Raw genomic sequence first — 23,052 nt, forward strand, 5'->3', positions numbered from 1 at the left:
TCCCCCTGAAACGTCCCTGACAAACAAGGAGTATCGCTATGCCGCAACAAGTTCGAGGTGTCATCGCCCGCGCCAAGGGCGCCCCGGTCGAGGTCACCACGATCGTGATCCCGGACCCCGGCCCCGACGAAGTGGTGGTGAACATCCAGGCGTGCGGTGTCTGCCACACGGACCTGACCTACCGCGAGGGCGGCATCAACGACGAGTACCCGTTCCTGCTCGGCCATGAGGCCGCCGGCATCGTCGAAGAGGTCGGCCCGGGTGTCGAATCGGTGGCGGTCGGCGACTTCGTGATCCTCAACTGGCGTGCGGTGTGCGGCCAGTGCCGGGCGTGCAAGCGCGGCCGGCCGCAGTACTGCTTCGACACGTTCAACGCCACCCAGAAGATGACGCTGGAGGACGGCACCGAGCTGACACCGGCGCTGGGCATCGGGGCGTTCGCCGACAAGACGCTGGTCCACGCGGGGCAGTGCACCAAGGTCGACGCCAATGCCGACCCGGCGGTGGTCGGCCTGCTGGGCTGCGGCGTGATGGCCGGCCTCGGCGCGGCCGTCAACACCGGCAACGTCTCCCGGGGCGACTCGGTGGCCGTGATCGGCTGCGGTGGCGTCGGCGACGCCGCGATCATGGGCTCCCGCCTCGCCGGCGCGGGCAAGATCATCGCGGTCGACCGGGACCCGCGAAAGCTGGAGTGGGCCAAGGAACTCGGTGCCACCCACACCATCAACGCCGCCGACGTGGACACCGTCGAGGCGGTGCAGGAGCTCACCGGCGGCTTCGGTGCCGACGTCGTGATCGACGCCGTCGGTCGCCCGGAAACCTGGAAGCAGGCGTTCTACGCGCGTGACCTCGCCGGCACCGTCGTCCTCGTCGGTGTGCCCACCCCGGACATGACGCTGGAGATGCCGCTGGTCGACTTCTTCTCCCGCGGCGGATCGCTGAAGTCCTCCTGGTACGGCGACTGCCTGCCCGAGCGCGACTTCCCGATGCTGGTCGACCTCTACCAGCAGGGCCGAATCCCGTTGGAGCGCTTCGTCTCCGAGCGGATCAAGCTCGACGAGGTCGAGGACGCCTTCCACACCATGCACGCCGGCAACGTGCTGCGTTCGGTGGTCGTGCTGTGAGTGGGCAGCTCCGCATCGACCGCGTCGTCACCTCCGGGACCTTCAGCCTCGACGGCGGGACGTGGGACGTCGACAACAATGTGTGGGTGATCGGCGATGACTCAGAGGTCGTCATCGTCGACGCCGCCCACACGGCGCCCCAGATCGTCGACGCCGTCGCCGGCCGCAACGTGGTGGCGGTCGTCGTCACCCACGGGCACAACGACCACGTGACGGTGGCCCCGGAGCTGGCGTACGAGCTGCACGCGCCGATCCTGCTGCACCCCGGCGACGACATGCTCTGGCAGACAAGCCATCCCGACGAGAAGTACTGGAATCTCGATGCCGGTCAGCGCATCGGTGTCGCGGGCACCGAGATCGAGGTCATCCACACGCCCGGGCACTCGCCGGGCTCGGTGTGCCTGTACCTGCCGGAGGCCGGCGCGCTGTTCTCCGGGGACACGCTGTTCAACGGCGGGCCCGGCGCGACGGGGCGGTCCTACAGCGACTTCCCGACGATCATCGACTCCATCCGGGATTCGATCCTGACACTGCCGGAGGAAACGCGGGTGCATACCGGCCACGGCGATCACACCACGGTCGGGGCCGAGGCCCCACACCTGGCGGAGTGGATCGCCCGCGGCCACTGACTGTCTCGACGCCGAAAATGAGCTTGTGTTCGAAGAATTCCAGAATCTTCGAACACAAGCTCATTTTCGGCGTTCTGCCCCTTACTCGAATTCCTCCACCGCATCGATCAACCAGTCGGCGAGGTAGCCGGCGAACGACGAGCGGACGATGATCCGGTAGTCGGTGCCCTTGTCGTCCAACGGAATCAGCACGACGGCGGCCAGTGCCAGCATCGTCTGAGCCGCGGCGCCCGGGCCGAAGACCCGCGGGTGCAGGTCCAGTGAGCAGCCCTTGGCCAGCACATCGCGGGCGTGCGCCCCACGCAGCCGCACGATGGTGCGCTGCGCGGACACATCGACGGCAGCACCGCCGGCCGCGGCGACCGCGTCGTGCAGCTCGGCCTCGAGTGCCTCGCCGCCACGCTGCGTCGACGTCACCAGCCACTCCTGCGGGCCGAACCAGATCACCGACGAATCGGGACCGGTGACGCACGTGCCCGGTGTGGTCGGCAACGCGGTCAGGCCGAGGAGCCGGGCAGCTTCGGCGCCGCCGGCTCCTTCCGGGTCGACCCACAGATCGACCATCGTGGTGAACGGCTCCTCGGTGAGGAGTGCTGCCGGTGCGGTCGCCGCGAACTGGGCGGCCCAGCTCTGCAACGGGCTACGGCGAGTGAGGGTTTCAGCCATCGCGGCGTGCTCCTTCGGGATCGACGAGGACGGAACCGGTGACCTCGACGGCCACCAGGGCACCGTCCACGGGGACGGTGAGGGTGTCTCCGATGCGGGCGTGGCCGCCCTTGACCAATGCCAGGGCGAACGGGCGCCCCAGCTCGGCGCTGCGGTAGCTCGACGTGACATGGCCGAGCATGGGGACCGGTGGCGGCGGCAGCGTGCCGTCGGCCGGGGTCTCGATGATCTGGGCGCCTTCGGGCAGCACGGTCCGCGCATCGACCGGAAGGAGTCCGACGAACTGCTTGCGCAGCGGATTGAGGTTCTCGGCGCGTGTGAACGAGCGCTTGCCGACGAAGTCGGGCTTCTTCTTCGAGACGACCCAGTTCATCCCGAGGTCCTGCGGCGTGACGGTGCCGTCGGTGTCCTGCCCGATGATCGGGTAGCCCTTCTCGGCGCGCAGCACGTGCATGGTCTCGGTGCCGTAGGGCGTGATGCCGAAGGGTGCACCGGCCTCGATCAGCCTCTCCCACACCGCCGTTGCGTACCAGCCCATGACGTTGACCTCGTACGCCAGCTCGCCGGAGAAGCTGACCCGGCCGATCCGGACGTGCACGCCGTCGAGCTGGGTGTCGCGCCAGGCCATGAACGGGAATGCCTCGTTGCTGACGTCGACGCCCGGGAACACCGCGCCGATGACGTCCCGCGAGCGCGGGCCGACCACCGGGAAGGTGTGCCACTGCTCGGTGACGGAGGTGAGGCGCACGCGCAGGTGCGGCCACTCGGTCTGCAGCCATTCCTCCATCCAGTCCAGGATGCGGGCCGCGCCGCCCGTGGTCGTGAAGACCTGGAAGCGGTCGTCGGCCAGGCGCATGACGGTGCCGTCGTCGATCACCATGCCGTCGACGCCGCACATCACGCCGTACCGCAGCATGCCGACCTTGAGCGTGCTCATCAGGTTCGTGTAGAGCAGGTCGAGGAAGGCGCCGGCATCGGGACCCTGGACGTCGATCTTGCCCAGCGTCGAGCCGTCGAGGATGCCGACTCCCGTTCGGGCAGCGGCGCATTCGCGCAGCACCGCGGTCTCCATGTCTTCACCGGGCAGCGGGTAGTAACGCGGACGCTTCCACTGGCCGACGTCCTCGAACACCGCGCCGCGGGCCACGTGCCAATCATGCACCGCGGTAACACGTTCCGGGTCGAACATCCGGCCACGGTTGCGACCGGCCAGCGCCGCGAACGCGACCGGCGTGTACGGCGGCCGGAAGGTGGTGACGCCGAGATCGGCGACGGGGACACCGAGCAGTTCGGCGGTGATGCCCGAGGCGACGACGCCAGAGGTCTTGCCCTGGTCGTGCGCGGTGCCGATGGTGGTGTAGCGCTTGATGTGTTCCATCGAGCGCATGCCCGCGCCGACCGCGCGGACCAGGTCCGCCACCGTCGCGTCGCGCTGGACGTCGACGAACTGCGTTGTGCCGTCGGCGTCGGGAACGCGCCACAGTACAGCGGGTGCGCCCGCGGCCCGGATCGAATCCGATTCTCCGGCAAGTGGTTCGGAGGCTGCTGTGAACCCGAGGCCGGCGAGGGCGCGGGTGGCGGCGGCGCGACCGTCGCGCAGGCAACCGGGCAGGCTGAACGTGCCTGCGGCCGAGCCGGCGACGCTCACCTCATCGAGCTCGGCACCCGGAACGAACGCGCCGAGGGCGGCGTCGTAGCGCAGCGGCCCGCGCACCTGACTGAACAGGTGGACCGCGGGATTCCAGCCGCCGCTGACCAGCAGCACGTCACACGCCAGTTCGTCGGACGCGCCGTCCGTACCGGTGACGATGGCGGCGCTGACCCGGTTCTCACCGCGACTGCCACTGACGACCGATCCGGTGCGCAGTTCGATGTCACGGGAATCGCACGCCGCGCGCAGATCTGTGGCGACCGCGTCCCGGGCATCGACGATCGCGGTGATCGCCACTCCGGCGTCGTGCAGGTCCAGCGCGGCCTGATAGGCGCTGTCGTTGGTGGTGAACACGACGGCCCGCTCGCCGACCTTGACGCCGTACCGGTGCAGGAAGGTGCGGGCGCCGGCGGCCAGCATGATGCCGGGCCGGTCGTTGTCGGTGAACACCACCGGCCGCTCGTGGGCGCCGGCGGCGACGATGACGTGCCGGGCCCGGATCCGCCAGACCCGCTGCCGGCTCACCGCTGCCGGAGCAGCGGCGCCGAGGTGATCGGTACGCCGTTGCAGCGCAAGGACGAAGCCGTCGTCGTAGTGGCCGAATGCCGTGGTGCGCTGCAGGTGCAGCACGTCGGGGTAGGTCGCGAGTTCGGCGACCGCGTCGGCAACCCACTGCAGTGCCGGGCGGCCGGCGATGGTGTCGGTGCTGCCCAACAGGGCGCCACCGGCCTCGCTCTGTTCGTCGATCAGCACGACGCGGGCACCGGCCCGGGCCGCCGTCAGCGCGGCTGCCAGGCCGGCCGGGCCGGCCCCGGCGACCAGGACGTCGGCGTGCACGTGGGTCGAGTCGTAGCGCGCGGGGTCGGCGACGTCGGCGAGCCGGCCCTGTCCCGGGAGGCCGCGTGCGACGAGCCCGTCGTACAGCTCGACGGTGGTGGCGAGCAGCATGGGTTCGGGGAAGGGATATTCGATCTGGACGAGGCCGCCGGTGTCCTCGGCCCACGCCGAGGTGAAGCCGCGGGGCCGGCCCATCTTGATGCTCGAGGTGACGTGATGCACGCCGTTCGCCAGCAGCGCCGACGCGAGAGTGTCACCGGCGTGGCCGGTGTACTCCCGGTCGTTGAAAGTGAAGGTGTGCACCGTATCCCGGTCGATACGGCCGCCGGTTTCGGTGCGCAGTGCGGTGCTCATCAGATTGTCGGCCTCTGCTCGTCGAGTCGGTAGACACGGTCGAATCGGTAGGTTGCGGTGTCGCGGATGGCATTGAACCAGCGGCGGCAGCCGGCGCTGTGGGTCCAGCGTTCGGCGAACAGCCCCTTGGGGTTGGCGCGGAAGAACACGTAGTGCGCCCACTGTTCGTCGGTCAGTGCCTGCGGGTCCTCGGGGTAGGCGACGTGCGCCTGACCGCCGTAGTGAAATTCGGTTTCCTCACGTGGCCCGCACCACGGGCAGTCGATGAGTTGCATTGCGGCTCCTGGTTTCTAGTGCGCCACGCCGGCGGCGCCGTGTTCGTCGACCAGGGCTCCGGTGACGAACCGGTCGAGGCTGAAGGGGGCGACGTAGTCGTGTTCGCGGCCGGTGGCGATGGTGTCGGCCAGGCACCAGCCGATGCCGGGCGTCACTTTGAAACCGCCTGTGCCCCAACCGGCGTTGAGGTACAGGTTGTCGTAGCCGACGCGGCCGACGATCGGTGATGCGTCGGGGCAGACGTCGACGATGCCCGCCCAGGTACGCAGCAGGTGCGCGCGGGCGAAGACCGGGAACAGTTCCACCGCGGCGGCCATCTGGCGTTCGATGATGTGGAACGCGCCGCGCTGGCCGTAGCCGTTGTAGGAGTCGACGCCGGCGCCCATCACGAGTTCGCCCTTGTGGGCCTGAGATACGTACACGTGCACCGCGTTCGACATGACGATGGTGGGATGCACCGGCTCGAGCAGTTCGGATACCAGCGCCTGCAGCGGGTGGCTCTGCAGCGGCGTGCGGATGCCGAGCATGTCGGTCAACGTCGAGGTGTGCCCGGCCGCGCACAGCGCCACCTGTCCGGCGCCGATGTCGCCGCGCGTGGTGCGCACCCCGGTGACCCGGTCGCCGTCGGTGACGAATCCGGTGACCTCGCAGTTCTGGATGATGTCGATGCCGGCCTCGTCGGCGCGGCGCGCGAAGCCCCACGCGACGTAGTCGTGCTTGGCGATGCCGGCGCGGGGCTGATAGGTGGCACCCAGCACCGGATAGCGAATGTCACTGGAAATGTTGACGATCGGGCACAGGTCCTTGACCTCTTTGGGTTCCACCCACTCGGCGTCGATGCCGTTGAGCTTGTTGGCCTCGACGCGCCGCACGCTGTCGCGGACGTCCTGCAGGCTGTGCGCCAGGTTGAGCACACCGCGCTGGCTGAACAGGATCGGGTAGTCCAGGTCCTCTTCCAGCCCCTCCCACAGTTTCAGGGCGTGCTCGTAGATCCGGGCGCTCTCGTCCCACAGGTAGTTGGACCGGATCAGGGTGGTGTTGCGGGCCATGTTGCCGCCGGCCAGCCAGCCGCGTTCCAGCACCGCGACATTGGTGATGCCGTGGTTCTTGGCGAGGTAGTGCGCGGTCGCCAGGCCGTGTCCGCCGCCGCCGACGATGACGACGTCGTAGGACTTCTTGGGTTCCGGTGTGCGCCAGAGGAATTCCGGATGGTCGGGCAGGTGTGCGCCCGGTGGGGTCGTCGGTGCGGTCACAGCGGGGCCTCCGTGAGGTCGGGGTAGAGCGGGAAGCGGTCGGCCAGCGCGTCCACTCGGGTGCGCAGTGCGGCCAGGGCCGCGTCGTCGGCGTCGGGTCGCAGCGCGTGGCTGATGACGTCGGCGACTTCGCGGAAGCTGTCCAGATCGAAGCCGCGGGTCGCCAGCGCCGCGGTGCCGATGCGCACGCCCGAGCTGACCATCGGCGGTCGCGGGTCGAACGGAACGGCGTTGCGGTTCACGGTGATTCCCACGCGGTGCAGCCGGTCCTCGGCCTGTTTGCCGTCCAGTTCGGACTCGCGCAGGTCGACCAGCACCAGGTGGACGTCGGTGCCGCCGGACACCACGTTGATGCCGGCCGCGCGGGAATCGTCTTGCAGCAGGCGTTCGGCCAGGATGGCTGCGCCGTCCAGAGTGCGCTGCTGCCGCTCGCGGAATTCGGGCGTGGCCGCGAGCTTGAACGACACCGCCTTGGCGGCGATGACGTGCTCGAGCGGTCCACCCTGCTGACCGGGGAACACCGACGAGTTGAACTTCTTGGCCAGGGCTTGGTCGTTGGTGAGGATGATGCCGCCGCGGGGCCCGCCCAGTGTCTTGTGCGTGGTCGAGGTGACGACGTGGGCGTGCGGCACCGGCGACGGGTGCAGGCCGGCGGCGACCAGGCCGGCGAAATGGGCCATGTCGACCATCAGGTAGGCGCCGACTTCGTCTGCGATGCGCCGGAATTCGGCGAAATCGAGCTGGCGGGGATAGGCCGACCAGCCCGCCAGGATCAGCTTCGGCCGGCGCTCGCGGGCGATGCGCTCGACCTCGGCCATGTCGACCCGGTGGTCGCTTTCCCCGACGTGGTAGGCCGCGACGTCGTAGAGCTTGCCGGAGAAGTTGAGCTTCATGCCGTGCGTGAGGTGCCCGCCGTGCGCCAGGTCGAGACCGAGGATGGTGTCGCCGGGCGAGAGCAGCGCCGACATGGCGGCGGCGTTGGCCTGCGCGCCCGAATGTGGTTGCACGTTGGCGTATTCGGCGCCGAAGAGGCTCTTGACGCGGTCGATGGCGAGTTGTTCGGTGACGTCGACGAATTCGCAGCCGCCGTAGTACCGGCGTCCCGGGTAGCCCTCGGCGTACTTGTTGGTCAGCACCGAGCCCTGCGCCTGCATCACGGCGACGGGCGCGAAGTTCTCGCTGGCGATCATCTCCAGCGTGCTCTGTTGCCGGTGCAACTCGGCCGAGATCGCCTGGTGCACATCCGGATCCAGCTCGGCGAGGCTCGCGCTCAGCGTGGGGTTGGTGGCTGTCGGGGCGGTGTCGAGGGTCATGTACACCTTTCTGACATTGCAGTGTGTGCTGGACTAATATATCAGCTGTCGGTTAGATTAAGATCAGCTGGTGGCCGCGTCAAGAGCTGGGCCGCAGACACTTTTGGAGGATTGGCGATGACCCTGACAGAGTTGTCGTTCGGCGATCTCGACAGCACTCAACCCGACGCGAGGGCGGCCGCCACCGAGACCAACGCGGACCGCGCCTACGACATCGTGCGCGAGCGCCTGGTGATGCTGGACATCCGGCCGGGGGAGCCCATCAACGACGATCACCTCGCGGCTGATCTCGGCTTCGGCCGCACTCCTGTGCGGGAGGCCCTCAAACGTCTCGAGCGCGACCGCCTCGTCGTCGCCTATCCGCGGCGGGGCACGTTCGCCACGGCCGTCGACATGACGGACCTGGCCGACATCTCGGAGATTCGCAAGCTGCTCGAGCCGACGGCGGCTGCCCGGGCCGCCCGCGTCGCGACACCGGAGACCCGCGCCCGGCTGACGGCACTCGCGCGGGCGATCTCCGGGATCGGCGACACCGACGATCCCCGCGAGGTGCTGCGGCACGACGTCCATGTGCACCGCGAGATCTACCGGGCGTCCGGCAATCCGCACCTCGAACAGATCCTCGTCAGCCTCGACGCGCATGCCACCCGGATCTGGTGCTTGTTCCTGGATCGGCTGCCGGGCGTCGCCGGCCACGTCCGTGAGCACATCGAGCTGCTGGAGGCCATCGTCGCGGGCGACGAGGCCACGGCTTCCGCCCTGACGCTGGCCCATGTCTGCAGCTTCGAGGCGGCGATTCGCGCGTTGCTGTGATGCCTCCGCGGCGCGCTACCGACCGGCTGCGACCGGGAGGGCCGGACGGCGCAGGTCCTGATATATCATTGACCTGACCAGATCAGATCAGTTGCCGGACGCTGAAGTCGGCGACGTCGGGAAGGGGGGGCGGGCGTGAGCGTTGCCGGTGTGGAACAGCTCGATGACGTTGTCTCCGAGGAGATGTCGTTCGCCGACCGGGCATACCTGGTGATCCGCGACAAGCTCATCATGCTGGATATCCGGCCCAACGAAGCCATCGTGGAAAACGATCTCGCGGCCGAACTCGAGCTGGGCCGGACCCCCGTCCGCGAGGCTCTCAAGCGCCTGGAAGCGGATCGGTTGGTGGTCTCGTTCCCGCGCCGCGGCACTTTCGCCACCGGTGTCGATGTCGCCGACCTCCGGCACATCTCTCAGATTCGGGTCAATCTCGAGCCCGTCGCCGCACGCTCGGCTGCCGAGAACGCCTCGGCCGACGTGCGTGCCGGCCTGCTCGCGCTCGCCGACCGCACCGAAGCGCTCGATGTGCAGAACATCGATCGCGACGAGCTCATGCGGTGGGACCTGCGCGCGCACCGCGCGATCTACCGAGCAGCCGGAAATCCCCATCTCGAGGATGTGCTGGTCCGCTACGACAATCTCGCGACCCGGATCTTCTGCCTGTTCCTCGACCGCCTGCCGACGGTGGCCCGACACGTGGGCGAGCACGCCGAGCTGTTGCGGACCATCGCCGGTGGCGACGGCGACGCCGCGGCACAGATAGCGCTCGACCACGTCACCGGATTCGAGAAGGCGATCCGCGCAATCGTCTGACGTGCCCGACGAACGTGACCACACGCATCACGATGTGGTTATCGTTGCGTAATGAGCAACAACGGCGTTGATTCCGGCAATGCGGGCGTGCAGTCCGTCGACCGCGCGCTCGCTGTCCTGGATCTCCTCGCGCGCCGGGGCGAGGCCGGAGTCACCGAGCTGGCGTCGGACATCGGGGTGCACAAGTCGACGGTCTCGCGCCTGCTCGCGGCGCTCGAGGATCGGGAACTCGTCGAGCAGGCTTTCGAGCGCGGCAAGTACCGGCTCGGCTTCGGCATCCTGCGGCTGGCCAACGCGGTGTCGGGCCGGCTCGACGTCACGCGGCAGGGCCGGGAGATCTGCGAGCGACTGGCAGCCGAGGTCGGCGAGACCGTCAACATCGCGGTGCTGCGATCGGAGTACGCGGTGAACGTGGACCAGGCGCGGGGACCCGCGGCGGTCAGCACGCACAACTGGGTGGGGGAGCTCACGCCGTTGCACGCGACGTCGAGCGGCAAGGTGCTGCTGGCCTTCATGGCTGCCGATGCCCGGCGGGACCTGTTGGCGGCGGCTGGGCTGCAGCGGTTCACCGAAGGCACCATCACGTCGATCGAGCGACTGGAAGCGCAGTTGCAGGACGTGCCCCGCAATGGCTACGTGGTGTCGTTGGAGGAGCTCGAGCCCGGGCTCAACGCCGTCGCCGCGCCGATTCGGGATCACCTCGGTGTGGTGATCGCCGCGCTGAGCGTCTCTGGTCCGGCGTATCGGCTCACCGAGGAGCGCGCCCGGGAGATCGCGCCGACCGTGGTCGCGGCGGCCGATGATGTCAGCCGCCGCATGGGCTATCGGCGCTGACTGCGCACGCCCTATCGGGCAATTCGTCGATTCACGCTGCATATCAGATCAACGCGATCTAATATATCAACTGTTCGCCATCGGTGATTCCCGTGCCCTGTGGCGAACCTCAAGTCGATGCCCCCGCAGCGCCGGTGGTGCGAGCGGCATCGACGCGGCGGAGCTGCCGCACAACCTCGCGTCGACTCGCCGCACATCCGACTGACCTGGGCTTTCAAGCCCGGTTGGGCAGTTGTTCCGGCTGTGTAAACCATCCCGTCCACCCCTTGACACGGATATGTGACTGCGCACACACTGTTGCATAATTCGAATCACGTTGCGTAATACGCGTCAAACTCACCGAGAGGGCACACCCGATGCTTGAGATTTGTCGGCTCTCCGAACTCCCGCCCGGCGAGGCTCGGCGCGTGGCAACCGACCCGCCCATCGCGGTCTTCCACACCGAGGACGGCGAGGTGTTCGCCATCGACGACACCTGTTCGCACCAGGACGCGTCCCTGGCCGACGGCTGGCTGGAGGGGTGCGACGTCGAGTGCCCGCTGCACGCCTCGCGGTTCAACCTCCGCACCGGAGCGGTCGACGCGCCGCCGGCCAAGCTGCCGGTGCGCACGCACACGGTCGTGATCTCCGACGGCGTCATCCACGTCGAACTGAGCACCGAGAAACCCAACCTGCCGCCCGACATCCGGGCTCGACTGGGCGCGGGGCAGTAATGAAGCACGTCGCGATCGTGGGAGCGTCGCTCGCGGGCCTGTCGGCAGCGCGGGTGCTGCGGGCGCAGGGCTTCGACGGGCGGCTGACGGTCATCGGCGACGAGGCGCAGCGGCCGTACGACCGCCCGCCGCTGTCGAAGGAGCTCCTCGCCGGCACCGTCTCCGAAGCCGACCTCGCGCTGGAATCCGACGACGACGATCTGCAGGCAGACTGGCGACTGGGTGTCGCCGCCGCCAAGCTCGACAGTCGCAGTGGCGCAATCGAACTCGCCGACGGGACGCGCATCGACGCCGACGGCGTGGTGCTCGCGACCGGCTCGCGCGCCCGCCGCTGGCCCGGCTGCGAGGGTATGGCCGGCGTGCACGTCATCCGCACCATCGACGACGCCGTGGCGTTGCGGGCCGAACTGGTGCCGGGCGCTCGGCTGGTTGTCATCGGCGCCGGTTTCATCGGGGCCGAGGTCGCGTCGACGGCCCGCAAGCTGGGCCTGGACGTCACCGTCGTCGAAGCCGCCCGCACGCCGTTGCAGATGCAGCTCGGCGGGTGGCTCGGCGGTGTGGTCGCCGGTGCCCATGCCGCCAACGGAACGACGCTGATCTGCGGTGTCGGTGTGGCCGGACTGGTCGGGCAGGAGCGCGCACTGCGCACCCCGGGCGGTGTGCGGCGGGTGGCCGGCGTCGATCTGGCCGACGGCCGCCATCTGCCGGCCGACATCGTCGTGGTGGGTATCGGCGGCGTGCCCAACATCGACTGGCTGCAGGGCAGCGGGCTGGCGCTCGGCAACGGCGTGCTGTGCGGCACGCACGGGCAGACGGCCCTGCCGAACGTCGTCGCCGTCGGGGACTGCGCGGCATGGCTCGACGCCGCCACCGACACCCACCACCGGGTCGAACACTGGACCGGTGCGCTGGAGCGTCCTGCCATGGCGGTCGCTGCGCTGCTGGCGGGTGGTCTGGCGCAGGAGTCGACGGTGAAGCCGCCGTACTTCTGGTCGGACCAGTACGGCTCCCGCATTCAGTTCGCCGGCCTGGCCCGTCCCGATGACGAGATCACCATCGAGGAGGGCAGCTGCGAGGAGCGCTGCCTGCTGGCCACGTACCGGCGCGACGGCCGCCTGGTGGCGGTCCTCGGTATCGACCAGCCCCGGCTGTTCACCCGGTGGCGCCGCCAGTTGGTGCCGACGCCCACCACGGTCTGAGCCGAAGTTCTTGCACCCCAACCAAACTCACGACATGACATCGCAAAGGAGTTCGATGACCGCCACCGTGCCGAGCCTGCCGGAAAGCCTCATTTCCACTCTGGCAGGGCATTACTACACCGATCCGGAGGTCTTCGCCCTCGAGCAGGAGAAGATTTTCGAGACCATGTGGTTCTGCGTTGTGCGCGCCGCGGATCTGGACAAGCCGGGTGCGTTCAAGACCGTCCAGGTCGGTCGCGAAAGCGTTCTGGTGACCAGGTCCCGCAAGGGTGACATCAACGCGTTCTTCAACCTGTGCCGGCATCGCGGCGCCCGGCTGTGCACCGAGGACAGCGGCGAGGTCAAGCGCGCGTTCCAATGTCCTTATCACGCATGGACTTACGATCTCGACGGCAAGCTCGTCGCGGCGCCGAACCTGACGAAGATGCCCGACATCGACCGCGTCGAATACGGCCTGCGCAAGATCTCGGTCCGGGAGTGGCTCGGCTATGTCTGGGTGTGCCTGGCCGACGAGCCACCGTCGTTCGAGGACACCGTCATGCAGGAGATCGTGGATCGGCTGGGCGATGTCGAGTCGATCGACCATTACACGGTGGGCGATCTGAGCCTCGGTCGCCGCATCGTCTATGACGTCAAGGCGAACTGGAAGCTCATCATCGAGAACTTCATGGAGTGCTACCACTGCGCCACCATCCACCCGGAACTGACCGAGGTGCTGCCGGAGTTCGCGGACGGCTACGCCGCCCAGTACTACGTCGGCCACGGCGCGGAGTTCGGCGAAGACGTCGCGGGCTTCACCATCGATGGCTCAGAGGGTTTCGAGCACATCCCCGGCGTCACCGCGGATCAGGACCGGCGCTACTACGCGATCACGGTACGTCCGCAGGTGTTCGTCAACCTGGTGCCCGATCACGTCATCATCCATCGGATGTTCCCGATGGCGGCGGACCACACCATCGTCGAATGCGACTGGCTGTACCTGCCCGGCGTGGTCGAATCCGGGCGCGACGTGAGCAAGTCGGTAGAGCTGTTCCACCGCGTCAACCAGCAGGACTTCGACGCGTGCGAGCGCTGTCAGCCCGCCATGAGTTCCCGCGTCTATCGCGACGGCGGTGTGCTGGTGCCCAGCGAACACCACCTCGGCGACTTCCATGACTGGCTGCGCAACAAGCTCGCCGACTAGATGCGCGCATTCGGCTCCCGGCAACCGGCCGGGCGCCGAATACTCGCGGAGTCGGCGCGGTGTCCCGGTCCGCCGGGCCGGCTGGAGAGGCGGCCTTGACGGACCGGGACACCACACCACCCAAAGGCTGTGCAGCGCAGTGCCATCCAGGCCAACGACGTCCGCTATTTCGGAACCCGCGATCAAAGGAGCAGTGATGTCCTGTACACCGATTCCTGAAGAGCATGTGCCATGTCTGTGAGCGAAGGTGCGGCAGCGACATTCTCCGACGACCCGGCCGTGCTGGCGCGCAAGCGCCGGTTCATGGCGCGGATGATCGTCGTGTTGGTCGGCGGCATGTTCCTCGATGGCTACATCCTGGGCAGCATCGGTCCGGTTACGCACACCATCGAGCTGGACCCCCGGTTCACCACCGTCTGGATCGGGCTGGAGGCCGCCTCGGCGATGCTCGGCATCCTCATCGGCTCACCTTTGGGTGGGTGGCTGGCCGACAAGTTCGGCCGTAAGCCGATTCTGTTCTGGGATCTGGCGCTGTTCACGGCCTTTTCGGCTCTGCAGTTCTTCGTCGACGGACCAGAACAGCTTTTCGCCGTTCGTCTGTTGATGGGCCTGGCCGTCGGCATCGAGTACGCGGTCGGCTTGCCGATGCTGGCGGAGTTCGCGCCGACCCATCTCCGCGGCAAACTGTTGGCCCTGACCCTGGTCGCCTGGTACGGCGGTTTCATGATCGCGTTCGTCATCGGCTACTTCATGGACCGGGCCGGTGTGGATTGGCGGGTCACGCTGGGCACTACAACGCTCATCGCAGCCGCGCTGCTGATCGGCCGGATCGGGTTGCCCGAGTCGCCGCGCTGGTTGTGGGCAAAGGGCAGGACCGAAGAGGCGCACGGACTGGTCGTCGGGTATCTGGACACCGCCTACCAGACCGACATGATGAAAGCCACTGCGGGCGGCGCGACGGGCAGTTTCAAGATGCTGTTCTCGCCGGCGGTGTGGCGCTCGACGGTCTTCATGGCCGTGTTCTGGACCTGCGCGGTGACGCCGTACTTCGCCATCGCGACCTTCGCCGACGGCCTACTGGGCGATATCGGCATGAAGGGCCTGATGCGCGGAGTGGTTCTCTCGGTCGTCGCCTGGTTGGGCGTGATCTTCACGATGTTCATGATCGACCGTTGGGGGCGGCGCAAGATGACCGTTCCGACCCAGTGGATCGCGGGCGGTCTGCTGGTCGCCATCGCCGTCCTCGGCAGCTTCGTGCTTCCGGTGGAGCAGGTCGGTGTGATGTCGATGGTGATGTTGGCGCTGTTCCTGGCGTATTCGTTCGTCAACGCGATGTACACCGCGTTCACTCAAATCTATCCCGCGGAGGTCTTCCCGACCGAGGTCCGGGCGATCGGTACCGGATTCGCGGCGGCGATCAGCCGCCTCGGTGCTGCTGCGGGTCTGTTCCTGATCCCGCTCTCGATGAAGCACCTCGGTTTCACCTGGACCATGGTCTTCGCGGGAATCATCGCCTTCGCCGGCGCGATCGTGTCGCAGATCCTGGCTCCGGAGACCAGCGGCAAGTCGCTGAGCGAATTGGACATGAGCCACTGAGCGCACGCCATACAGGCCGGGCCTGGGTCACGCCGCTGCGGACTCGGTCAGGTGCGGCGCGAGGCGGGAGGAAAATCCGGTCCATGACGATGCGGGTGGCCGTGATCGGCGATGTCGGTGGGCACATCGAGGAGCTGCGGCGCGAGCTGCGGTCTCTCGGTGTCTCCGAAACCGGGGTGTTGCCCGATGATCTCGTCGTGATTCAGGTGGGGGATCTGGTGCACCGGGGCCCGGACTCCGAGGGTGTCGTTCGTCTGGTCGACTACTACCTGAACACGTATCCCGGGCAGTGGGTTCAACTTGTGGGCAATCATGAGGCTCTGTATCTGCGGCCGAACAGTTTCCTGTGGGAGGACCGGATCGGTTACCTGGAACAGCGCATCCTGAAGAAGTGGTGGGCCGACGGCAAGCTGCACGCCGCGGTCGCCGTCGAGACCGACGAAGAGGATTTCCTGGTGACGCATGCCGGGGTCACCGAGCAGTTCTGGCGCGAGCACCTCCTCGCCCCCGATACCGCGCGGCAGGCGGCGCGCCGGATCAACAGCCTGGCCCGCACGGGGTGCCCGACGCTGTACGGCGGCGGCGCCATGCTCGGCCCACCGAATCCGATGGCGGGTCCGTTGTGGGCCAGCCGCACCGAGGAGGTCGTGCCCGGGTGGGAAGGCACGATGCTCCCGTTCAGTCAGGTGCACGGTCACAGTGGCTCGCACGGTGCGTCCGACCATCCGGCAACCACCTATGATGCGCGACTGCACCATGAGGTGACCCGCTTCCCGGGCGGTCGTCTCATCGGCATCGATCCCGGCCACCTCGTCGAGGCGACCCCGGAGTGGGGCGCCTTCGTCGTCACGACCGGCTCCCGGCCCACCGTCGGGTGAGCGACTCCGGAGAGGACTGCGGCATGTCGACCGAGACCGAGACCGAGGCGGAACTGGGCGAACTCGCCGAACTGCTGGCGCACTGCCCACCGTTCGATGCACTGAGCCCGGCCGAGCGCGCCGGCGCGGTGGCTGCTGCGCAGATCGCGGAGTACCAGCCGGGCGACCTGATTCTGGATGCCTTCGCCACGATGCCGACGAGCATCGGACTGGTGATGTCGGGAGAGATCGATCTCTGGTTCGATCCGGAACGCATCGGTGAGGGGCCCGCCGACAAGTTCACCCGTGGCGCGCCAATCGGATACACCTCCGCACTGGCGGGGCGGCCGGTCGGCCCGCGGATCGAGGCGAAGACCAAGGTCATCGTCGCGAACCTGCCGTCCGGGATCGTCCTTCCCGCGTTCGCGTCCCGCAGCGGCGCGCGTTTCCTGGCCGACGAGATCGCGCACGTGCGCGGGCTCACGGCCGCTCAGCCGCGGTACACACTGCTGTCGGATCTGGTCTACCGCGAACCGCTCGTCGTACGGGCCGACGAATCGGTGACGGCGCTCGCAGCGCGCATGACCGAGCTGGGCCTGCCGTACGCCGCCGTCGACACCGGTACCGGCCACTTCGGCCTGGTGACAGATGAAGCCTTGCGCCGCAAGGTGATCGGGGAAGGCCTGCCGCGGGAGTCGCCCGCGAATGCGGTGATGGACTATCCCGCGATCACGGCACCGGCGAGTATGTCGTCTGCTGACGCCCTGATCATGCTGCTCGATCACGGCGTCTCGTTCCTGCTCGTCACCGGAGACGACGGCCGCCTGAAAGGCGCGGTCGGGGAGCGTGATTTCATGCTCGCGCCCACGACCGCCGGTGTCAGCCTGAACGCACAGATCCGGCAGGCCTGCAGCATCGACGGGCTGATCACACATGCGCGGCGGGTTCCGGCGATGCTTGCCGACATCCTGGCGCGCGGGCTGACGGCCGACCGGGTGATCGCCGTCCATTCGGCGCTGATCGCTTCGATCACCCGTCGCGCGATCTTCCTGGTCTTCGACCACGAGGAATTCAACGATCTGTCGATCGATGCCTTCACCTGGCTCTCACTCGGCAGCATCGGCCGGCGCGAAGCGGTGCCCTCGTCCGATGTCGATGCCGCGGTGACGTTCGCGGATTCGTACGAGGACCAAATCCCGCGCTACCGCGAAGCATTCAGCGTCGTGGGGGAGGTGCTGCAGCTCTGTGGCATCGGCGTCGACGCTCATCATGCGTTCCCGTCGCACCCGGGGTTCTCGCGTACCGATTCGCAGTGGCGAGAGGCGGCGCAGGGCTGGCTCACCAACCCTCAGCAGAATCAGGGCACCATCATGGCCTCGCTCCTGGTGGACGCCCGGCCGATCTTCGGCGACCCGGCGTTGCCCGAGCCCGCGCGCGTCTTCCGCGATTTCAATCGGCATCCCGCGACCGTCGAACTGCTGCTGCAGGATTCGCTCTCGCGCCGAGCGCGCCTGCTCTCGGTGCGGGACCGGATCATCGGGCGTGACGAGAAGTTCGACATCAAGGGCCGCGGCTTGCTGCCGATCGTCAATGTCGCGAGGTGGGCCTCGCTCAGCGTCGGATCCCCGGAGTTGCACACCGTCGACCGGCTCCGCGTTGCCGCCGGGTCGGAGGTGCTCACCGACCGCTCCGCGAGCCGGCTGATCGAAGCGTTCGACGCGCTCCAGCTGCTCCGGCTGGAACACCAGTTGCGCCAGATCGAGGCGGGGCAGCGTCCCGACGACATCATCGACCTCGACGAGATCTCACCCATCGACCGCAGCACGATCGAGCAGACCGTCAAGGAGATCGCCGACGTCCAGCGCCGCATGGGACGCGTCGCGCACATGAATTCCGGTGCCGAACTCGTCAGACGCGGGCAGCCGGGATCGACGCCGAGGAAGGCCAGATGAGGTCTTTCGCATGGCTGGCAGCGGGTCGCAAAAAATGAGTCAGATCAGCATCTCAAACCGCATCATTACTGATCAGCTAGTGATATATTAGTTGGCGACAGGGCCGGGGCGGCCGTAGTCGATGGTCTCGTCGTGGCGGCCCGACTGCCTCCGACGCCCATAGGGAAAGCGAGCCGCGATGCCCAGAGTGAATCGCAGGACCGTCGCGTCCGAAAATCGCATGGGCACAGCGGGTTCCGAGTATGGTCGCCGCCGGATCGCCTGTGGCCTGGGTGATCACCGGTAATCGAGGAGGCAACGTGGACGGTGCACCTGATCTGCTCATCGGATCGCAGTGGCGGCATGCCGCCGACGGCGGTACCCGGGATCTCATAAACCCCGCAACGGGCAAGGTCTTCGCCACGGTGGACGAGGCCACGCACGACGACGCCCTGGCGGCCGTCGCCGCGGCCCGCGCCGCTTTCGATGCCGGGGACTGGCCGGCCACGCCGGTCGCCGAGCGGGCCGCGCTGCTCGAGCGCATCGCTGACCTGCTGGCCCGCGACAAGGAGTCGCTGGCGGCACTGGAGACCGCTGACACCGGAAAAACCCTGGCGGAGAGCCGGATCGACATCGACGACGTAATCTCGGTGTTCCGCTACTACGCGCGCTTGGTCGCGACGCAGTCCGACCGCCTGGTCGACGTGGGCAACCCGGCCGTCATCAGCCGGGTGGTGCACGAGCCCATCGGGGTGTGCGTGCTGATCGCCCCGTGGAACTATCCGCTCCTGCAGATCTCCTGGAAGGTCGCGCCGGCCCTGGCGGCCGGTTGCACCATGGTGGCCAAACCCAGTGAGGTGACACCGCTTTCGACGATCGCCTTCGTCCGGCTGGCCCAGGAAGCGGGGGTGCCCCCGGGTGTGCTCAACCTGATCCAGGGCAGTGGGGCCGCCGTCGGTGCGGCACTCACCGACAACCCCGACGTCGACCTCATCTCGTTCACCGGTGGGCTGAGCACCGGCCAGCACATCGCCAGGACCGCCGCCGCGCACGTGACCAAGGTGGCGCTGGAACTCGGCGGGAAGAACCCGCACATCGTCTTCGCCGACATCGGAACCGGCGCGGCCTGGGACGCCGCCGTCGACCAGGTCCTCACCGGCGTGTTCCTGCACTCGGGCCAGGTGTGCTCGTCCGGTACCCGGGTGATCCTCGAGGAGTCGATCGCCGACGACTTCGTCGCTCAGCTCGCCGAGCGGGCCGAGAAGATCCGGATGGGCGACGGTACCGACCCGCGTAGCCAGACCGGCCCGCTGGTGTCCAAGCAGCAGCTGGACAAGATCGAATCCTTTGTGGCCCTGGGTATTTCCGAGGGCGCGAAGCTCATCACCGGCGGGACCCGGCCCAGCGATCCGGCACTGGCGGACGGCTACTTCTTCCTGCCGACGATCTTCGACCGGTGTGACCGCTCGATGCGGATCGTCACGGAGGAGACCTTCGGGCCGATCATGACGGTGGAGCGGTTCACCGACGAGGCCGAGGCGATCAGGCTCGGCAACGACACGCAGTACGGTCTCGCGGCAGGGGTGCGAACCTCTGATCCGGCGCGGGGCGAACGTGTGGTGCGCGCATTACGGCACGGCACGGTGTGGTTGAACGACTTCGGCTACTACACCGCGGCAGCGGAGTGGGGCGGTTTCGGGAAGTCGGGCAACGGCCGCGAGCTCGGTCCCTCGGGTCTCGCGGAATATCAAGAGCTCAAACATATCTGGCACAACACCGCGCCAACGCCGGCCGGCTGGTTTGACGCCACCGAAGGCTAGGGACACAACTTCATGACTCAGAACCTCACTGATACGGACAGCGGCGGACTCGAGGATTTCGGCTACAAGGAATCACTGGACCGCAGCATCGGAAAATTCGCGAGCTTCGCGGCCGGGGTCAGCTATATCTCGATCCTGACCGGTACCTTCCAGCTGTTCTATGTCGGCTACGGCAACGGCGGACCGGCGTACCTCTGGTCCTGGCCGATGGTGTTCATCGGGCAGATGGCGGTGGCGCTGTGTTTCATGGAACTCGCCGCCAAGTATCCGGTCGCGGGTTCCGTCTACAACTGGTCGAAGAAGCTGGGCAGCCGCATCGTCGGCTGGAGTTCGGGGTGGCTGATGCTCACGGCCTCCATCGTCACGCTGTCGGCGGTGGTGTTGGCCCTACAGTTGAACCTGCCACGGCTCTGGAAGGGTTTCCAGGTGATCGGTGACGGCACCGGTCAGTACGATTTCGCCGCCAACGCCATCCTGCTCGGCACGGTCCTCATCGTGTTCACCACTGTCGTCAATGCCTTCGGCGTGCGGCTGATGGCGATGATCAACAGTGCCGGTGTCTTCATCGAACTCATTGCGGCCGTGCTCATCGCGGTCATCCTGCTGTTCAACATCAAGCGCGGGCCGAGCGTCTTCTTCGACACCCAGGGCCACGGCGCCGGGCTACCCGGTGGATATTTCGGCGCGTTCCTGGTGGCCTCGGTGGCGTCGCTGTACGTGATGTACGGCTTCGACACGGCAAGCTCACTCGGCGAGGAAACGGTCGAACCGCGGCGCACCGCGCCCAAGGCCATCCTGCGCGCCATCCTGGCCTCGTTCGTGATCGGCGGTGCCATCCTGGCGGGCGCCATCATGGCCACGCCGGATCTGAACGACCCGGCGCTGGGCAGCCCCGACGGCAGCCTGCAGTCCATCGTCGAGAAGGTGATGTGGGGCCCGTTGGGCACCATCTTCCTGATCTGCATCGTGGTCGCCGTGACGGTGTGCTCGCTGGCCGTGCACACCGCGGCGATCCGCCTGACGTTCGCCATGGCCCGCGACAACGCGCTGCCGTTCGGCGAGAAACTCGCCAAGGTGCACCCCAAGACCCAGGCGCCCGTCGTGCCGGCCGTCGTGATCGGCATCATCGCGGCGCTGATCCTCGTGATCAACCTCGGGCAGCCAAAGGTTTTCACCGTGCTGACCTCGATCGCGATCATCATGATCTACCTGGCCTACCTGATGGTCACCGGCCCGCTGCTCAAGAAGCGCCTGCGGGGGGAGTGGCCGCCGAAAGACCTTGCCGAGGGTGGCTACTTCACCATGGGCAAGTGGGGCCTGCCGGTCAACATCTTCGCGGTGCTGTGGGGCGTCGGGATGGCCGTCAACCTGGCGTGGCCGCGCGTCGCGATCTACGGTGACCCGTGGTACAACACCTGGGGCGCGTTCGTCTACATCGGCGTCATCCTCGGTCTGGGCCTGCTCTGGTATTTCGTCAAGGGCCGCAACCACATTGGCACTCTCGCCTCCCACTCGGCGTATACCCGCGACTGACCCGCTGAGCTTGTTCCCCTCTGCCTGACCACTTTTCGAGGAGTTCGCATCATGTCCGATCAGACCTACGACTACGTGATCGCCGGCGGCGGCACCGCCGGCTGTGTCCTCGCGGCGCGGCTGTCCGAGGACCCGAATGTCACCGTCTGTCTGGTGGAGGCCGGGCCGTCGGATGTGGGTGACCGCAACATCCTCGAATTGTCGGAGTGGATGCACCTGCTGGACTCCGGCTACGACTGGGACTACCCGGTGGAGCCGCAGGAGAAGGGCAACAGCTTCATGCGGCACGCGCGGGCGAAGGTGCTCGGCGGGTGTTCGTCACACAACTCCTGTATTGCGTTCTGGCCGCTCGCCCAGGGTCTGCGGGACTGGGTGGCGATGGGCGCGACCGGCTGGGAGCCGGAGAACGTGCTGCCGTTCACCGCCAAGGTGGAGAACAACACCGCGACCGGCACGTATCAGGGTGTGCCGCACGGTGATTCGGGCCCAGTTCGGCTTCGCGACGTGCCGCCCAACGACCCGTGCGGTCAGGCGGTGATCGACTCCGCCGCCAAAGTCGGTCTGGAGACCGTGCAGTTCAACCGCGGCGACTGGACCCTCAACGCGGCGGGCTGGTTGCAGATCAACGCGAATGAGGCCGGCGAGCGGATGTCCAGCTCGCACGCGTATCTGCACCCGATCCTCGAGTCGCGGCCCAATCTCACTGTGCTGACCAACTGCTGGGTGGCCGAGATCCTGTTCGACGACTCGGGCGACGAGCCGGTGGCGACGGGCGTGCGGTACCAGCGCCCGGACCTCACCGGCTACGACGTCGTCACCGCTAGGCGCGAGGTGGTCGTCACGGCCGGCGCGATCGACACCCCGAAACTGTTGATGCTGTCCGGAATCGGGCCCGCAGCCCACCTGAACGAGGTCGGGGTGCCGGTGCGGGTCGACTCGCCCGGCGTCGGTGAGAACCTCGACGACCACGTCGAGGGCCTCGTGTTCTGGGAAGCGGCGAAGCCGATGGTCACCGAATCCACACAGTGGTGGGAGATCGGGCTGTTCGCCACCACCGAGGTCGCCGGCGACAATCCCGATCACTCCGACCTGATGATGCATTACGGCAGCGTCCCGTTCGACATGAACACGCTGCGGCACGGGTACCCCACCACCGACAACGGGTTCTGCCTGACTCCCAATGTGACACAAGGCCGTTCGCGCGGCACCGTGCGACTGGCCTCTCGCGACTTCCGGGATCGGGCGAAGGTCGACCCACGCTATTTCACCGACCCGGAAGGGCACGACGAGAAGGTGATGCTGGCCGGAATCAAGCTGGCTCGCAAGATCGCCGAGCAGGAGCCGCTGCAGGAGTGGATCGGCCGTGAACTCGCGCCCGGCCCGGATGCGCAGACCGACGAGGAACTGCTCGCGTACATCTACAAGACACACAACACCGTGTACCACCCGGCCGGTACCGCCCGGATGGGTGCGGTCGACGATCCGATGGCGGTGCTCGACCCGCAGCTGCGCGTCAAGGGGGTGCACAACCTGCGGGTGGTCGATGCCTCGGCGATGCCGAAATTGCCGGTGGTCAACCCCAACATCACGGTGATGACGATGGCCGAGAAATGTGCGGACCTCATTCGCAACGGGTGACGTAGGGCACGATGGCGAA

The 23,052-nt window shown here is 67.6% G+C and carries 19 protein-coding genes; 14 read left to right on the plus strand and 5 right to left on the minus strand.

All coding sequences use genetic code 11. From position 1 onward, the window contains the following. Positions 1–38 precede the first annotated feature (38 nt). The gene (locus tag ACJH6J_RS05540; protein WP_212806881.1) at positions 39–1,124 is read left to right on the plus strand and encodes an S-(hydroxymethyl)mycothiol dehydrogenase; all 1,086 of its coding nucleotides are present in this window, start codon (positions 39–41) and stop codon (positions 1,122–1,124) included. Then, positions 1,121–1,753, plus strand: coding sequence for an MBL fold metallo-hydrolase (locus ACJH6J_RS05545; protein ID WP_212806880.1), 633 nt, complete (start codon positions 1,121–1,123; stop codon positions 1,751–1,753). The genes ACJH6J_RS05540 and ACJH6J_RS05545 overlap by 4 nt, the downstream gene beginning before the upstream one ends. An 81-nt stretch (positions 1,754–1,834) precedes the next feature. Here the strand turns inward: ACJH6J_RS05545 and ACJH6J_RS05550 are convergent, their stop codons facing one another. Genes ACJH6J_RS05550 through glyA form a run of 5 tightly spaced genes read right to left on the minus strand, consistent with a single transcriptional unit; the run spans position 1,835 to position 8,103 of the window. Next, positions 1,835–2,419, minus strand: a complete 585-nt coding sequence (locus tag ACJH6J_RS05550) for a sarcosine oxidase subunit gamma (RefSeq protein ID WP_212806879.1) — start codon at positions 2,417–2,419, stop codon at positions 1,835–1,837. After that, positions 2,412–5,261 carry a 2Fe-2S iron-sulfur cluster-binding protein gene (locus tag ACJH6J_RS05555; RefSeq protein ID WP_212806878.1) on the minus strand — a complete coding sequence of 950 codons (2,850 nt, stop codon included), beginning with the start codon at positions 5,259–5,261 and terminating at the stop codon, positions 2,412–2,414. The genes ACJH6J_RS05550 and ACJH6J_RS05555 overlap by 8 nt, the downstream gene beginning before the upstream one ends. Beyond that, the gene (locus ACJH6J_RS05560) at positions 5,261–5,536 is read right to left on the minus strand and encodes a sarcosine oxidase subunit delta (protein WP_212806877.1); all 276 of its coding nucleotides are present in this window, start codon (positions 5,534–5,536) and stop codon (positions 5,261–5,263) included. The genes ACJH6J_RS05555 and ACJH6J_RS05560 overlap by 1 nt, the downstream gene beginning before the upstream one ends. Positions 5,537–5,551: 15 nt before the next feature. Beyond that, on the minus strand, positions 5,552–6,790 hold the full coding sequence (locus ACJH6J_RS05565; RefSeq protein WP_212806876.1) for a sarcosine oxidase subunit beta family protein: 1,239 nt from the start codon (positions 6,788–6,790) through the stop codon (positions 5,552–5,554). Beyond that, positions 6,787–8,103: a serine hydroxymethyltransferase gene (glyA, locus tag ACJH6J_RS05570; RefSeq protein WP_212806875.1), complete on the minus strand. Its 1,317-nt coding sequence runs from the start codon at positions 8,101–8,103 to the stop codon at positions 6,787–6,789. The genes ACJH6J_RS05565 and glyA overlap by 4 nt, the downstream gene beginning before the upstream one ends. A gap of 117 nt (positions 8,104–8,220) precedes the next feature. Between glyA and ACJH6J_RS05575 the strand changes: the two genes are divergently transcribed. The 12 genes from ACJH6J_RS05575 (at position 8,221) to ACJH6J_RS05630 (ending at position 23,033) form a co-directional block, all read left to right on the plus strand. Continuing rightward, positions 8,221–8,916, plus strand: a complete 696-nt coding sequence (locus ACJH6J_RS05575; protein WP_406802562.1) for a GntR family transcriptional regulator — start codon at positions 8,221–8,223, stop codon at positions 8,914–8,916. A 183-nt stretch (positions 8,917–9,099) separates the two neighbouring features. Next, the gene (locus ACJH6J_RS05580; RefSeq protein WP_212814643.1) at positions 9,100–9,729 is read left to right on the plus strand and encodes a GntR family transcriptional regulator; all 630 of its coding nucleotides are present in this window, start codon (positions 9,100–9,102) and stop codon (positions 9,727–9,729) included. Between the two features lie 51 nt (positions 9,730–9,780). After that, entirely contained in the window at positions 9,781–10,563 is a 783-nt protein-coding gene (locus ACJH6J_RS05585) for an IclR family transcriptional regulator (RefSeq protein WP_406803639.1), read from the plus strand. A 356-nt stretch (positions 10,564–10,919) separates the two neighbouring features. Continuing rightward, positions 10,920–11,276 (plus strand): bifunctional 3-phenylpropionate/cinnamic acid dioxygenase ferredoxin subunit, encoded by a 357-nt coding sequence (locus ACJH6J_RS05590; protein ID WP_406803640.1) that lies wholly within the window; start codon positions 10,920–10,922, stop codon positions 11,274–11,276. Next, entirely contained in the window at positions 11,276–12,475 is a 1,200-nt protein-coding gene (locus ACJH6J_RS05595) for an NAD(P)/FAD-dependent oxidoreductase (RefSeq protein WP_406803641.1), read from the plus strand. Before ACJH6J_RS05590 ends, ACJH6J_RS05595 begins: the two co-directional genes overlap by 1 nt. A 55-nt stretch (positions 12,476–12,530) precedes the next feature. Beyond that, entirely contained in the window at positions 12,531–13,658 is a 1,128-nt protein-coding gene (locus ACJH6J_RS05600) for an aromatic ring-hydroxylating dioxygenase subunit alpha (protein WP_406803642.1), read from the plus strand. 231 nt (positions 13,659–13,889) lie between these two features. Next, a complete protein-coding gene (locus tag ACJH6J_RS05605) occupies positions 13,890–15,254 on the plus strand; it encodes an MFS transporter (protein ID WP_318986461.1) in 1,365 nt (454 codons plus the stop codon). An 83-nt stretch (positions 15,255–15,337) separates the two neighbouring features. Then, positions 15,338–16,132, plus strand: coding sequence for a metallophosphoesterase (locus tag ACJH6J_RS05610; protein WP_318986462.1), 795 nt, complete (start codon positions 15,338–15,340; stop codon positions 16,130–16,132). Between the two features lie 23 nt (positions 16,133–16,155). Beyond that, positions 16,156–18,063, plus strand: a complete 1,908-nt coding sequence (locus ACJH6J_RS05615; protein ID WP_406803643.1) for a putative nucleotidyltransferase substrate binding domain-containing protein — start codon at positions 16,156–16,158, stop codon at positions 18,061–18,063. A 299-nt stretch (positions 18,064–18,362) separates the two neighbouring features. Further along, complete coding sequence (locus ACJH6J_RS05620) at positions 18,363–19,862, plus strand: aldehyde dehydrogenase family protein (RefSeq protein WP_406803644.1); 1,500 nt, start codon at positions 18,363–18,365, stop codon at positions 19,860–19,862. A gap of 12 nt (positions 19,863–19,874) precedes the next feature. Beyond that, on the plus strand, positions 19,875–21,395 hold the full coding sequence (locus ACJH6J_RS05625) for an amino acid permease (RefSeq protein ID WP_318986465.1): 1,521 nt from the start codon (positions 19,875–19,877) through the stop codon (positions 21,393–21,395). A 51-nt stretch (positions 21,396–21,446) separates the two neighbouring features. Next, positions 21,447–23,033, plus strand: a complete 1,587-nt coding sequence (locus tag ACJH6J_RS05630) for a GMC oxidoreductase (protein WP_318986466.1) — start codon at positions 21,447–21,449, stop codon at positions 23,031–23,033. Positions 23,034–23,052: the final 19 nt, after the last annotated feature.

The sequence above is a fragment of the Mycobacterium sp. SMC-18 genome, assembly GCF_045310895.1.
Lineage (GTDB): Bacteria > Actinomycetota > Actinomycetes > Mycobacteriales > Mycobacteriaceae > Mycobacterium.

Coding starts and splice junctions, on each gene's coding strand:
- ACJH6J_RS05580 (WP_212814643.1), top strand. CDS start 9,100: ATGTCGTTCGCCGACCGGGCATACCTGGTGATCCGCGACAAGCTCATC.
- ACJH6J_RS05590 (WP_406803640.1), top strand. CDS start 10,920: ATGCTTGAGATTTGTCGGCTCTCCGAACTCCCGCCCGGCGAGGCTCGG.
- ACJH6J_RS05575 (WP_406802562.1), top strand. CDS start 8,221: ATGACCCTGACAGAGTTGTCGTTCGGCGATCTCGACAGCACTCAACCC.
- ACJH6J_RS05615 (WP_406803643.1), top strand. CDS start 16,156: ATGTCGACCGAGACCGAGACCGAGGCGGAACTGGGCGAACTCGCCGAA.
- glyA (WP_212806875.1), bottom strand. CDS start 8,103: ATGACCCTCGACACCGCCCCGACAGCCACCAACCCCACGCTGAGCGCG.
- ACJH6J_RS05595 (WP_406803641.1), top strand. CDS start 11,276: ATGAAGCACGTCGCGATCGTGGGAGCGTCGCTCGCGGGCCTGTCGGCA.
- ACJH6J_RS05540 (WP_212806881.1), top strand. CDS start 39: ATGCCGCAACAAGTTCGAGGTGTCATCGCCCGCGCCAAGGGCGCCCCG.
- ACJH6J_RS05610 (WP_318986462.1), top strand. CDS start 15,338: ATGACGATGCGGGTGGCCGTGATCGGCGATGTCGGTGGGCACATCGAG.
- ACJH6J_RS05600 (WP_406803642.1), top strand. CDS start 12,531: ATGACCGCCACCGTGCCGAGCCTGCCGGAAAGCCTCATTTCCACTCTG.
- ACJH6J_RS05605 (WP_318986461.1), top strand. CDS start 13,890: ATGTCTGTGAGCGAAGGTGCGGCAGCGACATTCTCCGACGACCCGGCC.
- ACJH6J_RS05550 (WP_212806879.1), bottom strand. CDS start 2,419: ATGGCTGAAACCCTCACTCGCCGTAGCCCGTTGCAGAGCTGGGCCGCC.
- ACJH6J_RS05555 (WP_212806878.1), bottom strand. CDS start 5,261: ATGAGCACCGCACTGCGCACCGAAACCGGCGGCCGTATCGACCGGGAT.
- ACJH6J_RS05560 (WP_212806877.1), bottom strand. CDS start 5,536: ATGCAACTCATCGACTGCCCGTGGTGCGGGCCACGTGAGGAAACCGAA.
- ACJH6J_RS05630 (WP_318986466.1), top strand. CDS start 21,447: ATGTCCGATCAGACCTACGACTACGTGATCGCCGGCGGCGGCACCGCC.
- ACJH6J_RS05585 (WP_406803639.1), top strand. CDS start 9,781: ATGAGCAACAACGGCGTTGATTCCGGCAATGCGGGCGTGCAGTCCGTC.
- ACJH6J_RS05625 (WP_318986465.1), top strand. CDS start 19,875: ATGACTCAGAACCTCACTGATACGGACAGCGGCGGACTCGAGGATTTC.